The sequence below is a fragment of the uncultured Bacteroides sp. genome (genome assembly GCF_910586915.1).
Classification (GTDB): domain Bacteria; phylum Bacteroidota; class Bacteroidia; order Bacteroidales; family Bacteroidaceae; genus Bacteroides.
This window is the reverse complement of sequence record NZ_CAJULN010000001.1, coordinates 233,036-250,091: the sequence shown is the minus strand read 5'-3', so window position 1 is coordinate 250,091 and position 17,056 is coordinate 233,036. Positions and strand designations below refer to the sequence as shown.

Here is a 17,056-nt window from a genome sequence, read left to right as displayed (position 1 = left end):
GATGTCCCGACAGGCAACCGGCGGAAAAGAAAATGCATCCGTGCAATTTACTTATCCTGCTTTCGGTAAGCGGAAGGAATCTCCCCCTTGATAGACTTGAACACCTTACTGAAATAACGCAAAGAGGAGAAGCCGACCATCTCGGAGATTTCGGTAATGCTCATGGTGGTAGTGGTAAGCAATACAATCGACCGCTCGATGCGCTGTTTGTTCACATAGTCTACAATCCCCATACCCGTAATGGCCTTCACCTTATTGAACAGCAAGGAACGGCTGATGCACATATTGGTAGCCATAAAGGCCACATCCAACTCCGGATTGCTCATGTTATCCGCAATCAGCGCATTCAGTCTCAGCAGGAAGGTCTCATCGGCATTGCTGAAACTCATCTCTTTCTGCATCAGCAACTTGTCGTCCTTATACCTTGCCCGTATCTGTTCGCGCTGCCTCAACTGATTGTGAACCAGTGCCAGCAGACCGTCTACTTCGAACGGTTTCGGCAGGAAGGCGTCGGCTCCGGTCTTATAGCCGGTGCACATATTCTGCGAATTATGATAGGCGGTCAGCAAGATAAAAGGAATATGGCTGATTTCCAGATTAGTCTTCACTTCCCGGCAAAGTTCGAAACCATTCATCCGGGGCATCATCACATCACTGATAATGATATCGGGCAACCGGTCTTTAATCTGCTCCAACCCCTCTTTGCCGTCTTTGGCAACATACACACGGGTGAAATAATTGCTCAGCGTCTCTTTCAGATAGCTACGCAGCTCGGGAGTGTCCTCCACCACCATCACCGAATAGGTTTTGAGGAAGTCGTAATCAATTTTATCCGGCTCATTCACTTCCACGCCGCCTGTGGCGGTTTCCGCCGGAACCGCTTCCGGCTGTCCGGACGTGCCCGCAGACAACGGCAGCTCAAAATAAAACACCGCCCCTTTTCCCGTCGCATTCGAAGCCCCCACCTTACCTCTGTGGTGTGTGATGAGGCTCTTTGCGTAGGATAGCCCGATGCCGCTTCCGCCTTTCTCGTGCGCTCCCTGGTAGAAACTGGAGAAAAGAGAATCTGTATCTACCATGTTCAGCCCCATCCCTTCATCCCTGACGGAAATCCGCACCCGGTCTTTCTCTTCCGACAACGTGGTAATCAGCGTAGTAGTGGTGCCCGGCTCGCTGAACTTCAACGCATTCATCAGGAAATTGGAAAGAACAAACTCACACTTGTTCTCATCGAAAGGAACCTGCCCTATGCGCTCATCCAGTTCATATTCCAGCCGGATATCCTTCACGCGATATTCATCGGCAAATTTATCGCCGACACACCGTACCCACTCATTCAAACGGTGCGGCAGAATATGAAGCATATCTTTTCCCTCTTCCAACTTCCTTACGTCGAGCACCATGTCAATGATACTCTTCATCTGATACGCCTGCTTATAAATGGGGACCAGCAGTTTTTCCACCTCCTGCCTGTCCGTCTCCCGGTTGATAATACGTTTCAACGGTGCGCAAATCAGCGTAAGGGGAGTACGAAGCTCATGGCTGATGTTTGTCAGGAAATTAATCTTCTCTTCGTACATCCTGCTTTTCAGACGCATAATCTCCCGCTCCTGCTTGGCTTTCTTCTTGCGGTAGAAGTAATAGGCAATGCTGTAGGCGGCAACTCCCGACAAGATATACAATCCGATGTAAAACCAACCGGTTCTCCACCACGGCGGAGTGACCACGATGTGCAGAACGGGACGTTTCGCACTCCATCCCCCGTCGCGGGTATAATAGGAAGCGGTTATCGTATGTTCTCCTATCGGGAGGTTGTTGATAACCAATGAGTTCGAATTGGAACTTGCCAATTCCTGGTCGAGCCCTTCTATCTTGAAGCGGAAGAAGTTTTTGCGGAATACATCGCCTTTGTTCAACAAGACTTTCAGTTGCAGGGAAGAGAAGTTCCAGGGAATCCGAATGGTCTCGGCCGTTTCGTGCCGCTCTTCGGACAACGGGACGGGCAGGCCGTTTAATAACACATCCAACAACTCGACCTTATAATCCGCCTCGGTATCAAAATGGACGGCAGCATTTACCACCGTCATGCCCGTGGTGCCGCCGATAAAGACATCGCCGTTTCGGGCAAGGAGGGTAGCGTGAAAGATGTATTCGTTGGGCAATACCCCGTCTACCTCCTCTAAGGTCGTAAAATTGCAGGTACGGGAGGAGTACACAAACAAATGGCGTCTCGTCCCTATCCAGATGCGGTACTGGTTGTCGGCAACAACGGAAGACGCGTCGCGAAACAGGCTTGTATTTATCAGTTCGCTCTTCCCCGTCTGTGGGTCGTAACGCACCAGGCCTTCCGTAGAAGCCAGCCAGAAAACACCGTCCTGGTCCATCGAAACATCATTGATGGTATAGGGTCCCCGGTAAATCGTACGGAAAGTACCTTCCGAAGCATCATACTCACAGATGCTCTTCAAATCGGAAAGATATGTCTTCGCACCTTTCGTAGCTATAATCAGTGGAGAATGACGTTCGTACTCCTTTCCCATAGTGGCAACTATGTCGAATCGGCGGCTGGCAATATCATAGATGAAAATATGCTGGGCGCTGAAAAGAATTTTATTCTCCGTTATCCGTTGGATATTGACAGAGAATCCGTTGACACAGGTCTGTTCATTCATTTTCTTGTCAACCAGCACAAAGGGACGTACCTGCCCCGTCTGCTTGTGGAAGATGAAAAGCCCCTTGTTGAAGGAAAAAAACAGCAGCTCGTCGGGAGAATATTCTACCATAGATACAACTTTCTCATATCTTGTGGCAGGATAATGCCTGAAAGTCCCCGAAGCCGGGTCAAACCGGTTGATACCTCCGCCGTCGGTTCCCACCCATACAATTCCGTCACTGTCCTGAAAGAAACTGTTGATAGTCTGGTTGCTCAGCCCGTACAGATTGCCGAAAGGAACATTCTGATAGGAACACGCATACACATTCTTTATGCCAATCAACCCTCTCCGGATGCTGCCTGCCCACATATTATTGGCCGAGTCCAGATAAAGGCGGTAGATGGTGTTGGCAGGAAAGGAGTGAACATCGTCCTGCTTCTGCTGAATACTGGCAAATGAGAAATCGTCTAACGAAATGATATTGATTCCGCCTCCGTCGGTAGCCACCCAAAGCTGATTGTCTTTCTCCGTAATGTCGTGGATGACATCGTATGTCAAAGGAGAATTGGATGCCGTAAAGTGTTTTATCAGCCGGCCTTCCTGATAGCAATACAGCCCGTTGCCATAGACACTTACCCACAGACGCCTGTGAGAGTCCAGGTAGATACAAGTATAGTTCTTTCCGGCAGACGATTCTATCTTTTTCATTTCACGGCTCTTTATATGGAAGGAATATATGCCGTGCCAACGCGAATTGAGCAAAATATTCTCTTCGTCATAGCGTATCATCTGCCAAAAGGGATTGTAGCAAGCGGGGTCTTTGGTATAGTACAAAGGTTCCAGTTTGCCAGTGCCATACACATATTTATAAATCGCACCCGAACCTCCGAACAAGATTCCTCCTTCCACCAGCAAATGGGAAGCCACATAAATCGGTTTGCCATTGTCCGACAAGGTTCTGAAACTATCACTTCCCCTGTCATAGAGGCAAATGCCGGTCATCGTTGCTACCCAAAGATTGCATAAGGAATCTTCGGCAATAAAAGTGATGTTGTTGGAAGGCAGCGTGCTTTCGTCGCCAGGCCGGTGCAAATACTGTTTCAGATAATCCCGGTCGTAGCAATTCAACCCCGATTCCGTACCAATCCAGAGATAACCCCTGTGGTCATTTAAAACACATTGTACCTTCGATTGTGAAAGCCCTTCTTTAATACCGAGCTGTTTGTAGTAATAATAAGGAGACTGGCCCTGGACAGGCGTTGTGACTCCTATAAAGACGAACAATAGATATATTTCGAATAGGATTTTTCTCATAAGTAGCCGCATAATACCATACGGGGGCGTAAATATAGGAAATTCTCTTTAAATAAAACTGTTTTATATTAAATTCACCCCGGCAGCAGGAGATTTCTCTCCTAATTCGTTGCACATACAAACGAAATGCAGAGTGCTCAAAACCTGTTTTTTCCAAAAAAACATTAGAATCTCCTTATAATATAAGGTAAGGAAAATCTTTTTTTCTACTTTTGTCGCCGAATATTGTGGTACAAGCCATTATAAAAGAAAGTATTATGCAGAAAAACCTTGTCATTGTCGAGTCTCCGGCAAAAGCAAAAACGATTGAAAAGTTTCTTGGGAAAGATTTCAAAGTCCTTTCAAGTTACGGACATATACGCGATCTGAAAAAGAGAGATTTCAGCATCGACATAGAGAAGAATTTCAAACCCAACTACGAAATTCCGGCAGACAAAAAGGCTTTGGTCAGTACCCTGAAAGCAGAAGCGAAAGAGGCAGAAACCGTATGGCTCGCATCCGATGAAGACCGCGAGGGAGAAGCTATCGCCTGGCATCTGTATGAGGTCTTAAAACTGAAACCGGAAAACACAAAACGAATCGTATTCCATGAAATTACGAAGAGCGCAATCTTGAAAGCCATCGAACGGCCACGTGATATTGACATCAACCTCGTGAACGCGCAACAGGCACGGCGCATCCTCGACCGCATCGTGGGCTTCGAACTGTCGCCCGTGCTGTGGAGAAAGGTGAAACCGGCACTCTCGGCAGGACGCGTACAGTCGGTTGCCGTCCGCCTGATTGTAGAGCGCGAGCGCGAAATCCACGCTTTCAAATCGGAAGCAGCCTATCGGGTGGTCGCCGTTTTCCTGGTGCCCGACACCGACGGAAAGCCGGTGGAAATGAAAGCCGAACTGGTGCGCCGTATCAAAACCAAAAAAGAGGCAAAGGCTTTCCTCGAAACTTGCCAGGGAGCCGACTTTGCCATCGAAGATATTACCACCCGGCCGATAAAGAAAACGCCGCCCGCACCGTTCACCACTTCTACGTTGCAACAGGAAGCCGCCCGCAAATTGGGATATACCGTGGCACAGACCATGATGCTTGCACAACGTCTGTACGAATCGGGATTTATCACTTATATGCGTACGGACTCCGTCAACCTGTCGGAATATGCAACAACGGGCAGCAAAGACGCCATCGTCAAAATGATGGGCGACCGCTATGTGCATCCGCGCCACTTTGAGACAAAGACCAAAGGCGCACAGGAAGCGCACGAGGCCATCCGTCCGACGTATATGGAAAACCAGACCATAGAAGGCTCGCCGCAGGAAAAGAAACTGTACGACCTGATTTGGAAACGTACCATCGCTTCGCAAATGTCAGATGCAGAACTGGAAAAGACCACCGCTACCATCGCTATCAGCGGCAGCAAAGAAGTGTTTACTGCTGTCGGCGAAGTAATCAAGTTCGACGGCTTCTTACGCGTCTACCGCGAATCATACGACGATGACGGCGAACAGGAAGACGAAAGCCGCCTGTTGCCACCTTTGAAGAAAGGCCAGCCGTTGAAACATGGCCCTATCATTGCCACCGAACGTTTCACCCAGCGTCCGCCACGCTATACGGAAGCCAGCCTGGTACGCAAGTTGGAGGAGTTAGGCATCGGACGTCCGTCTACGTATGCACCTACCATTTCGACCATCCAACAGCGCGAATATGTAGAAAAGGGAAATAAAGACGGAGAAGAACGTACCTTTAATGTGATGACCCTGAAAGACAATCAGATTAAGGACGAAAACAATTCCGAAATCACCGGTGCCGAAAAGTCCAAGCTGTTCCCTACGGATACGGGTATAGTGGTAAACGACTTCCTGACCGAATACTTCCCGGACATTTTGGACTACAACTTTACGGCAAGTGTGGAAAAAGATTTCGACGAGATTGCGGAAGGCGAAGTGCAATGGACTTCCATCATGAAAACATTCTACGACAAGTTCCATCCGTCGGTAGAAAACACATTGGCTATCAAAACAGAGCATAAGGTAGGCGAACGCATCTTGGGAGAAGACCCGGAAAGCGGTAAACCTGTTTCGGTGAAAATCGGCCGCTTCGGCCCGATGGCGCAAATCGGTACGGTAGACGATGAGGAAAAACCGCGATTTGCCCAACTGAAGAAAGGACAGTCTATAGAGACCATCACCTTAGAAGAAGTACTGGAACTGTTCAAGCTCCCCCGCACATTGGGCGAGTATGAAGGCAAGACAGTCAGTGTAGGCGTCGGCCGTTTCGGTCCTTATGTTCTCCACAACAAGGTGTATGTATCGCTGCCAAAGACAATGGACCCGATGACAATCACGCTGGAAGAGGCTGAACAGTTGATATTGGAGAAACGTGCCAAAGAAGCCGAACGCCACATCAAGCAGTTCGAGGAAGAACCGGAATTGGAGATTCTGAACGGTCGCTACGGACCGTACATTGCTTACAAAGGTAACAACTACAAAATTCCGAAGGACATCATTCCGCAGGACTTGAGTTTAACCAATTGTTTGGAGTTGGTCAGAATACAGGACGAAAAAGGAGAAACATCTTCTGCCAAACGAGGAAAACGGACGGCGAAGAAGAAATAAAAAAATCAGGGTGTCGGTCAATATGAGACCGACACCCTGATTTTTTTTTCAGATAAATATCCGATTGTTCTTACATTCGTGAAGGAACTTCGATGCCCAACAGACCCATACCCAAACGAACTACTTTGGCTACATTTGCCGACAGAGCGACACGGAACACTTTCACCGCTTCGTTCTCTTCGCGCAAAATACTGAAGTCGTGGTAGAACTGATTGTATTCTTTCACCAGGTCATAGGTGTAATTGGCGATGATGGACGGGCTATAATCCTCTCCTGCCTGCTTGACAATAGCGGCAAAGTCGGCAATCATCTGAATCAACCCTTCTTCTTTTTCACTCAATTCGATACCGGCAGGAATCTGTTCGGGTATCACAATTCCCGATTCGGCAGCCTTGCGGAGTACGGACTGGATACGGGCGTAGGTATATTGGATGAACGGTCCTGTGTTTCCGTTGAAGTCGATGGACTCTTTCGGGTTGAACGTCATGTTCTTACGGGCGTCCACTTTGAGGATGAAATATTTCAAAGCTCCCAAGCCTACGATGCGTGCAATGTCGTCCGCCTCTTCCTGTGTGAGTCCGTCTAATTTGCCAAGCTCGTGCGAAGTTTCTTTGGCAGTGGCAATCATTTCTTCCATCAGGTCGTCGGCATCTACCACCGTGCCTTCGCGCGACTTCATCTTGCCTTCCGGCAGTTCCACCATTCCGTACGAGAAGTGAACCAGGCTCTTGCCCCACTCGAAACCGAGTTTGTCGAGCAGGATGGAAAGTACCTGAAAGTGATAGTTCTGCTCATTGCCTACTACATAAATCATCTTGTCGATGGGGTAATCGGCAAAGCGGAGTTTTGCCGTACCGATGTCCTGCGTCATGTAGACCGATGTACCGTCGCCACGAAGAAGCAGTTTATGGTCCAAGCCTTCGGCCCTGAGGTCTGCCCAAACGGAACCGTCTTCCTTTTTGAAAAAGAATCCTTTTTCGAGCCCTTCCATCACCTTTTCTTTTCCTTCGAGGTAGGTGTTGGACTCATAATATATCTTGTCGAAGCCGACACCCATTTTCTGATAGGTTTCGTCGAAACCGGCATATACCCAGTTGTTCATCATTTCCCACAAGCCGCGCACTTCCGCGTCACCGGCTTCCCACTTCACGAGCATCTCACGGGCTTCCTGCATCAACGGTGAGTCGGCTTCCGCTTTCGCCTTCGCCTCTTCTTCGTTCATTCCCTGTGCCGTATATTTCGCCGTCAGTTCCTTCACTTCCGCTTTATAATGCTTGTCGAAAGATACGTAATAGTCACCTACCAGATGATCGCCTTTCTTGCCTGACGACTCGGGAGTTTCGCCGTTGCCGTATTTCTTCCAGGCTAACATGGATTTGCAGATATGGATACCACGGTCGTTGACGATGTTTGTCTTTACTACCTTGTTTCCGTTTGCTGCCACGATGTTGGCCAATGCATTACCCAAAAGATTGTTGCGCACGTGTCCCAAGTGAAGCGGTTTGTTCGTATTCGGAGAAGAATATTCAATCATTACCAACGGCGAAGTTTCGGTAGCCTGTACCAGCCCGTATTGTTCGTCAGCCTGTATCTCATTCAGCAGTTGAATCCAGGTGGCCGGTGCGATAGTCAGGTTCAGAAACCCTTTTATCACGTTAAAGGCGGCCACTGACGGTTCGTTGGCCTTCAGATATTCGCCGATTTCCTGCGCTGTCTGCTCCGGTCCTTTTTTCGACATTTTCAAAAAAGGGAACACGACCAGCGTCAGATGTCCTTCAAATTCTTTTTTGGTTTTTTGAATCTGCACCATCTTTTCAGGGACTTCCTGACCGTAGAGTGCCTTTAGTCCGCCAATGACGGACGCTACAAGTTTATCTTCTATCTTCATAATCAAGTTGTTTCTTGCGCGCAAAGATACAAAAAAAGGAGACGTGTCGCGTCTCCTTCTTCCAAATTCTTTCAACGATGTATCTTATTCAACAGCCGCCGACAATTCTGTACCGACTTTAAACTTGACTACCTTCTTCGCAGGGATAGTGATAGAGGTCTTTGTAGCAGGGTTAATGCCAATTCTTTCTGCTCTTTCATGTACAAAAAAAGTACCAAAACCAACGAGGGATATTTTTTCACCGGCCTTCATAGCATTAGTAACTGAAGAGATAAAAGCCTCAAGTGCTTTTTTTGCATCGGCTTTGCTCATTTGAGATTCGGCAGCCATTGCACTGATAAGTTCAGACTTATTCATAATACGTAAATGATTAATTAATATATATGTTAAACAAAAGATTATCCTTCAGGGGATTGATTTCACAAATATAGCCGAACAAAACCACATACCAAATAAAAACATGAAAAAAACGCAGCAAATTATTGAAAAAGAGCTAATAGGAAATCATTTTCATGCTTTAAAACAGAATTTATTCGTACTTTTGCAACTATTATCTAAAATATTGAAAACTAAAAATGATGCCAACTGTAACTAAAAACTTGATAATTATCAATGTACTGATGTTTTTCGGTACATTCGTCGCCCAACGATACGGTATAGACTTAACGAATTATTTAGGATTGCATTTTTTCCTTGCAAGCGATTTCAATCCGGCGCAGCTTATCACCTATATGTTCATGCACGGCGGATTCTCCCACATTTTCTTTAATATGTTTGCCGTTTTCATGTTCGGAACAATTCTCGAACAAACCTGGGGCCCCAGGCGTTTCCTGTTTTACTATATCCTTTGCGGTATCGGTGCGGGAATCATACAGGAAGGTGTACAGTACGTATGGTACGTCACCGAACTCAGCCATTACACGCAGGTGAATATAGGTACCGGCATCATCCCTATGGAAGAATACCTGAATCTGATGACAACGATGGGAGCTTCGGGAGCCGTTTACGCCATTTTGCTGGCTTTCGGTATGCTGTTTCCCGACCATCGGATGTTTGTCTTTCCACTCCCCTTCCCCATCAAGGCGAAATTCTTTGTGGTCGGATATGCTGCAATCGAACTGTGGTCGGGAATAGCCAATAACCCCGGCGATAATGTCGCTCACTTCGCCCACTTAGGAGGAATGCTGTTCGGGCTGATTCTGATTTTATCTTGGAGAAAAAAAAGCAATGACAATGAAACATATTATAACTGATTTAAAAGAGACATTCAGAAGAGGAACTATTTTTATCCAACTGATTTACATCAACGTCGGTATTTTTGTTATCGGTATGTTGATTCACGTTTTCCTGCAACTGTTTGCACTCGGCGCACCGGACGTATTCAGCATATTTGCCCTGCCGGCCTCTTTCATGGCTTTCATCCGCCAGCCCTGGTCACTGCTCACCTATATGTTTATGCACGCCGGCACCCTGCATATCCTGTTCAATATGCTTTGGCTCTACTGGTTTGGAAGCCTGTTTCTCTATTTCTTCTCGGCAAAGCATCTGAGAGGGCTGTATGTGTTGGGCGGTATCTGCGGCGGATTATTATATATGGTAGCCTACAATGTATTTCCCCTGTTTACTCCGCAGGTGGCAGGCTCTACATTGGTGGGAGCATCGGCCTCGGTGCTGGCTATTGTAGCGGCCACGGCCTATCGTGAACCCAACTATCGGGTGCAACTCTTTCTTTTCGGTGCCGTACGTCTTAAATATTTGGCATTAATCGTTGTCGGTATGGATGTAATATCCATTACTTCAAGCAACGGAGGAGGACATATCGCCCATTTAGGCGGTGCCCTTGCCGGACTTTGGTTTGCCGCCAATTTAAACAAAGGTGTTGACCTGACGTCTTGGATTAACCGGATGCTGGATGGGGTAGCGTCACTGTTTCAAAAGAATGCATGGAAACGCAAACCCAAAATGAAAGTGCACTACAGCAACAACACCGACCGCGAAAAGGATTACGACTACAATGCCCGCAAAAAAGCACAGTCGGACGAAGTAGACCGCATCTTGGACAAACTGAAAAAATCCGGTTATAACAGTCTGACCACAGAAGAAAAGAAAAGCTTGTTTGATGCAAGCAAAAGATGAGAGAATGAAACATATTGGCAAAATTGTCGCTTTTCTGATATTGGCTATCAACGCTTTCTTTGTGGGTACGTTGATATTATGCGCATATAGCCCCCATCTCAGCCCCAAAGTAAGCCCGTTTGCTTCCTGTCTCGGGCTTGCATTTCCGATATTTCTGACAATCAATCTCCTGTTTCTGATTTTTTGGATAATTGTCAATTACCGCTATGCGCTATTGTCCCTTATCGGTTTCCTGATTTGTATTCCGCAAATACGGACGTATATCCCTTTCAATTCCACCACAAAGGACATTCCTGAAGAAAGCATCAAACTGCTGTCGTACAACGTAATGAGCTTTAACAACTTGGAAAAGAAAGACGGAAAGAATCCCATTCTTTCGTATCTGGCAAACAGCAAAGCCGATATCATCTGCCTGCAAGAATATAATACGGCCGCCAACAAGAAATTTCTGACGGAGCAGGATGTGAAAAAAGCACTGAAAGCCTATCCTTATCACTCTGTCCGCCAGCAAGGAAAAGGAGACGTACAACTTGCCTGTTTCTCCAAATTCCCCATACTTTCGGCACGTCCCATCAAGTATGAAAGCAATAATAACGGTTCTATGAGCTATGTACTGAAGGTGCACAACGACACGATTGCATTAATCAACAACCATCTGGAGTCCAACAAGCTCACCAAAGAAGACAGAGGAATCTACGAAGACATGATAAAAGACCCGAATGCGAAGAAAGTAAAAACCGGACTTCGGCAACTGGTCAGAAAACTGGCGGAAGCATCGGTCATACGCGCATCGCAGACTGATTCTGTAGCCCGATACATCGCGGAAAGTAAATATCCGACCATCATTGCGTGTGGTGACTTCAACGACGGTTCCATCTCTTATACGCATCGTATCCTTACCCAAAAATTAGACGATGCATTTACTCAGTCGGGCAAAGGACTGGGAATTTCCTACAACCGGAACAAGTTTTATTTCCGAATCGACAATATTCTGATAAGCCCGAATCTGAAAGCTTATAATTGTACCGTAGACCAATCTATCAAGGCTTCCGACCATTATCCCATCTGGTGCTATATCAGCAAACGATAAGCTCAGTAAATCCTAATATAAAAACACTTATGATGATTAAAAGAACACTAACCATTTTAGCAGTAAGTTGCATGATGTACTCCTGTACTACGAAAACAGAAAACAACCCTTTCTTTACAGAATTTGAAACCGAGTATGGTGTCCCGCCTTTCGACAAGATTAAGTTGGAACACTACGAACCTGCCTTCCTGAAAGGTATCGAACAACAGAACCAGAACATAGAAGCCATCATCGAAAATCAGGAAATCCCGACTTTCGAGAATACGATTGTTGCTCTGGACAACAGTGCGCCTATCCTCGACCGCGTAAGTGCCGTTTTCTTCAATATGACAGATGCCGAAACAACCGATGCCCTTACCGAACTTTCCATAAAGATGGCTCCGCTTCTTTCGGAACACGATGATAATATCTCTCTGAATGAGAGACTTTTCAAGCGTGTAAACGATGTGTATTTGCAGAAGGACTCACTGAACCTGACAACGGAACAGAAACGGCTGTTAGACAAAACCTATAAGAGCTTTGTACGCTCGGGAGCCAATCTCAGCGCAGAGAAGCAAGCCCGTCTCCGTGAAATCAACAAGAAACTTTCCACCCTCGGCCTCACTTTCAGCAACAATGTGCTGAACGAGAATAACGCTTTCCAACTTTTCGTCGATAACGAGGAAGAGTTGGCCGGACTGCCCGAATGGTTCCGCCAAAGCGCCGCCGAAGAAGCAAAAGCAGCCGGACAACCGGGCAAATGGCTGTTTACCCTACACAACGCCAGCCGTCTGCCGCTCCTGCAATATTCGGAAAACCGTCCGCTCCGCGAGCAGATATACAAAGCCTACATCAACCGGGGTAACAACAACAATGAAAACGACAACAAAGAGAATATCCGCAAAATCGTTTCTCTCCGTTTGGAAAAGGCGAATTTATTAGGTTTCGACTGCTATGCCAACTTCGTCCTTGACGAAACAATGGCAAAGAACGCCACCAACGTAATGGAGCTTCTGAACAACCTCTGGAGCTATGCACTGCCGAAAGCGAAAGCGGAAGCGGCGGAACTTCAAAAACTGATGGATAAAGAAGGCAAAGGAGAAAAGCTGGAAGCATGGGACTGGTGGTATTACACCGAGAAACTGCGGAAAGAGAAATACAATCTCTCCGAAGAAGATACAAAGCCCTACTTCAAATTAGAGAACGTGCGCGAAGGCGCATTTGCCGTAGCCAACAAACTGTATGGCATTACCCTGACCAAACTCGAAGGTATCCCGACCTATCATCCTGATGTAGAAGTCTTTGAAGTAAAAGACACTGACGGCTCACAACTCGGAATCTTCTATGTAGACTACTTCCCGCGTGCCGGCAAAAGCGGCGGCGCATGGATGAGCAACTACCGCGAACAACAGGGTACTGTCCGCCCGCTGGTATGCAACGTTTGCAGCTTTACCAAACCGATAGGCGACACTCCTTCCTTGCTGACAATGGATGAAGTAGAGACATTGTTTCACGAATTCGGTCATGGCCTGCATGGGCTGCTGACAAAATGCGAATATAAAGGAACATCCGGTACGAACGTAGTGCGCGACTTTGTAGAACTTCCTTCCCAAATCAACGAGCATTGGGCTACCGAACCAGAAGTACTGAAAATGTATGCCAAACATTACCGCACAAGCGAAACCATCCCCGATGAAATCATTGAAAAGATACTGAAACAAAAGACTTTCAACCAGGGTTTCATAACTACCGAACTGTTGGCTGCCGCCATTCTCGACATGAACCTGCACGTGGTAACAGATGCAAAGAACATAGATATGCTTTCTTTCGAGAAGGAAGCTATGGACAAACTTGGCCTTATCCCCGAAATTGCTCCCCGTTACCGTGTCACTTATTTTAACCATATCATCGGCGGATATGCTGCCGGATACTACAGCTACCTGTGGGCAAATGTGCTGGACAACGATGCCTTTGAAGCCTTTAAGGAACACGGAATATTTGATAAAAATACCGCCGACCTGTTCCGCTACAACGTATTGGAAAAGGGAGACAGCGAAGCCCCGATGGTGCTCTACAAAAATTTCCGTGGAGCAGAGCCAAGTCTGGAAGCGCTGCTGAAAAACAGAGGAATGAAATAATTCGGCAAAAAAGCCCTTAAACATCAAATATTTGAGGGCTTCTTACATAGAAATGTGAAAAAAAAACTATATTTGCAGCCTTGTATGCGGCAAAAAAGAGTTGTGTACGACAGAATTTAACTGAAAATTAAATTAAAAAAGTAATCATCATAAATTAAAAGTAAAATGCAAAACAAAGGATTTGTAAAGGTTTTTGCGGTATTACTCACGCTGGTATGCGTGTTCTACCTCTCCTTCTCCTTCGTAACACGCCACTATACAAACAAGGCGAAAGAAATTGCGAACGGCGACACGAAAGTAGAACAGGACTACCTCGACTCTCTCTCTAACGAGAAAGTATGGCTGGGTAACTGGACGCTGAAAGATTGTCGTGAAATGGAGATTAGTTTAGGTTTGGACCTGAAAGGTGGTATGAACGTCATCCTTGAAGTTTCCGTACCCGATGTCATCAAGGCATTGGCTGACAACAAACCGGACGAAGCTTTCAACAACGCATTGGCAACAGCCGCCAAACAAGCCATCAACAGTCAGGATGATGTCATCACCCTGTTTGTCAGAGAATATCACAAAGTTGCTCCGGACGCAAAACTTTCCGAACTCTTCGCAACACAACAGTTGAAAGACAAAGTTAATCAGAAATCATCGGATGCAGAAGTTGAAAAAGTATTGAGAGCAGAAGTGAAGGCTGCTGTTGAAAACTCATTCAACGTACTTCGTACCCGTATCGACCGTTTTGGTGTCGTTCAACCGAACATCCAAAGCCTGGAAGACAAAATGGGACGTATCATGGTGGAACTTCCGGGTATCAAAGAACCCGAACGTGTGAGAAAACTGCTCCAGGGTTCTGCCAACCTCGAATTCTGGGAAACTTACACTGCAAGAGAAGTGCTTCCCGCCATGCAGTCGGCAGACGCTAAACTGCGCACGATATTGGCTGAGGAAACAACTGCCGACGGAGATACCATCGAAGCTGCACTCCTCACCGAAGCTACTCCGGTTGAAAAAACCGTAAGTGCTGCCGACAGCCTTGCCGCCGCACTGAAAGGTGACGCCACAGCCGAAGACAAGTCTGCCGTGAATATGGAAGAAATCAAAAAGCAATATCCTTTGCTGTCTGTCCTTCAGTTGAACTCTACCGGTCAAGGTCCTATTATCGGCTATGCCAACTACAAAGACACTGCCGACATCAACAAGTACTTGGCTATGCCCGAAATCAAGGCAGAACTTCCGAAAGACCTTCGTCTGAAATGGGGCGTTTCTCCTTCCGAGTTCGACAAGAAAGGCCAGACTTTCGAATTGTACGCCATCAAATCTACCGAACGTAACGGCAAAGCTCCGTTGGAAGGCGACGTAGTGACAGATGCTAAAGACGAATTCGACCAATACAGCAAACCGGCCGTAAGCATGGCAATGAACTCCGACGGTGCACGTCGCTGGGCTCAGTTGACCAAACAGAACATCGGTCGTTCCATTGCTATCGTTCTTGATAACTATGTATATTCCGCACCGAACGTAAACTCTGAAATCACAGGCGGACGTTCGCAGATTACAGGCCACTTTACGCCGGAACAGGCAAAGGACTTGGCTAACGTATTGAAATCGGGTAAGATGCCGGCTCCGGCTCACATCGTACAGGAAGATATTGTTGGTCCGTCATTGGGTCAGGAATCAATCAACGCGGGTATCTTCTCGTTCGTTGTGGCTTTGATTCTGCTGATGATTTATATGTGCTCCATGTACGGTTTCATCCCGGGTATGGTTGCCAACAGCGCATTGATTCTCAACTTCTTCTTCACGTTGGGTATCCTTTCATCCTTCCAGGCTGCACTGACTATGTCCGGTATTGCCGGTATGGTATTGTCATTAGGTATGGCAGTGGATGCGAATGTACTTATCTATGAACGTACGAAAGAAGAGCTTCGTGCAGGCAAGGGAGTGAAGAAAGCACTTGCCGACGGTTATTCCAATGCATTCTCGGCTATCTTCGACTCTAACTTGACGTCTATCATCACAGGTATCATCCTGTTCAACTTCGGTACAGGCCCGATTCGCGGTTTTGCTACGACATTGATTATCGGTATCCTCGTATCCTTCTTTACTGCCGTATTCATGACTCGTTTGGTTTACGAACACTTCATGAACAAAGACAAGTGGCTGAACCTGACATTTACAACCAATCTTTCAAAGAACCTGATGGCCAATACGCATTTTGACTTCATGGGAACCAATAAGAAATCCATGATTATCGTCAGTGCCATTATTGTGATTTGTATCGGTTCGTTTGCCATCCGTGGTTTGAGCCAGAGCATCGACTTCACTGGCGGACGCAACTTCAAGGTACAGTTTGAAAACCCGGTTGAACCGGAACAGGTACGCGGACTCATTGCCAGCAAGTTCGGTGACGCCAACGTAAGCGTTATCGCTATCGGTACTGACAAGAAAACCGTACGTATCAGTACGAATTACCGTATCGAAGATGCAGGTAACAATGTAGACTCCGAAATCGAAGCATATCTGTACGAAACACTGAAACCGGTACTGACTCAGAACATCACACTGGAAACTTTCATCGACCGCGACAATCACACAGGCGGTAGTATCGTAAGTTCGCAGAAAGTAGGTCCGAGTATCGCAGACGATATCAAGACAGGTGCTATCTACTCCGTAGTATTGGCCTTGATTGCAATCGGCTTATACATCTTAATCCGTTTCCGCAACATCGCTTACAGTGTAGGTTCTATCGTAGCTCTGACAAGCGACACTGTTATGATTATCGGTGCTTACTCACTGTTCTGGGGTATCCTGCCGTTCTCTTTGGAAATCGACCAGACATTCATCGGTGCCATCCTGACGGCTATCGGTTACTCTATCAATGACAAGGTGGTAATCTTCGACCGTGTACGTGAGTTCTTCGGTCTGTATCCGAAACGTGACAAGCGCGTGTTGTTCAACGACTCTCTGAACACGACACTGGCTCGTACCATCAATACATCGCTGAGTACATTAATCGTATTGCTGTGTATCTTCATCCTCGGTGGTGATTCAATCCGCAGCTTTGCATTCGCCATGATTCTCGGTGTGGTTATCGGTACATTGTCTTCACTGTTCATCGCATCTCCGATTGCATACAACATGATGAAGAACAAAAAAGCCGCAGGCACGGCTACGGAAGAGTAATAAACTCCCCCAATAGAAAAGCCTCTTCCGGATATTCGGAAGAGGCTTTTCTATTGATTATTAAACCAAAT

General features: G+C 46.7%; 9 protein-coding genes. 6 read left to right on the top strand and 3 right to left on the bottom strand.

Features of this window, described 5'->3' with window-relative positions:
• Positions 1 to 47 precede the first annotated feature (47 nt).
• Positions 48 to 3,968, bottom strand: a complete 3,921-nt coding sequence (locus QZ331_RS00885) for a two-component regulator propeller domain-containing protein (RefSeq protein ID WP_294627148.1) — start codon at positions 3,966 to 3,968, stop codon at positions 48 to 50.
• Positions 3,969 to 4,225: 257 nt separating this feature from the next.
• On the opposite strand from QZ331_RS00885, the gene topA reads away from it, so the two are divergent.
• Complete coding sequence (topA, locus tag QZ331_RS00880; protein ID WP_294627146.1) at positions 4,226 to 6,577, top strand: type I DNA topoisomerase; 2,352 nt, start codon at positions 4,226 to 4,228, stop codon at positions 6,575 to 6,577.
• A 70-nt stretch (positions 6,578 to 6,647) separates the two neighbouring features.
• Here topA and argS read toward each other — a convergent pair whose 3' ends face one another.
• Positions 6,648 to 8,465 (bottom strand): arginine--tRNA ligase, encoded by a 1,818-nt coding sequence (gene argS, locus QZ331_RS00875; RefSeq protein ID WP_294627145.1) that lies wholly within the window; start codon positions 8,463 to 8,465, stop codon positions 6,648 to 6,650.
• Positions 8,466 to 8,549: 84 nt separating this feature from the next.
• Entirely contained in the window at positions 8,550 to 8,822 is a 273-nt protein-coding gene (locus tag QZ331_RS00870; RefSeq protein WP_294627143.1) for an HU family DNA-binding protein, read from the bottom strand.
• A 221-nt stretch (positions 8,823 to 9,043) separates the two neighbouring features.
• Here QZ331_RS00870 and QZ331_RS00865 point away from each other — a divergent pair, with 221 nt between their 5' ends.
• From QZ331_RS00865 to secDF, 5 genes are all read left to right on the top strand, one after another.
• On the top strand, positions 9,044 to 9,718 hold the full coding sequence (locus QZ331_RS00865) for a rhomboid family intramembrane serine protease (protein ID WP_294627253.1): 675 nt from the start codon (positions 9,044 to 9,046) through the stop codon (positions 9,716 to 9,718).
• On the top strand, positions 9,699 to 10,601 hold the full coding sequence (locus QZ331_RS00860) for a rhomboid family intramembrane serine protease (protein ID WP_294627141.1): 903 nt from the start codon (positions 9,699 to 9,701) through the stop codon (positions 10,599 to 10,601). Before QZ331_RS00865 ends, QZ331_RS00860 begins: the two co-directional genes overlap by 20 nt.
• Before the next feature lie 4 nt (positions 10,602 to 10,605).
• Positions 10,606 to 11,691: an endonuclease/exonuclease/phosphatase family protein gene (locus QZ331_RS00855; RefSeq protein WP_294627139.1), complete on the top strand. Its 1,086-nt coding sequence runs from the start codon at positions 10,606 to 10,608 to the stop codon at positions 11,689 to 11,691.
• A 32-nt stretch (positions 11,692 to 11,723) separates the two neighbouring features.
• The gene (locus QZ331_RS00850) at positions 11,724 to 13,808 is read left to right on the top strand and encodes a M3 family metallopeptidase (protein ID WP_294627251.1); all 2,085 of its coding nucleotides are present in this window, start codon (positions 11,724 to 11,726) and stop codon (positions 13,806 to 13,808) included.
• Between the two features lie 165 nt (positions 13,809 to 13,973).
• Positions 13,974 to 16,985 (top strand): protein translocase subunit SecDF, encoded by a 3,012-nt coding sequence (gene secDF, locus QZ331_RS00845; RefSeq protein WP_294627137.1) that lies wholly within the window; start codon positions 13,974 to 13,976, stop codon positions 16,983 to 16,985.
• Positions 16,986 to 17,056: the final 71 nt, after the last annotated feature.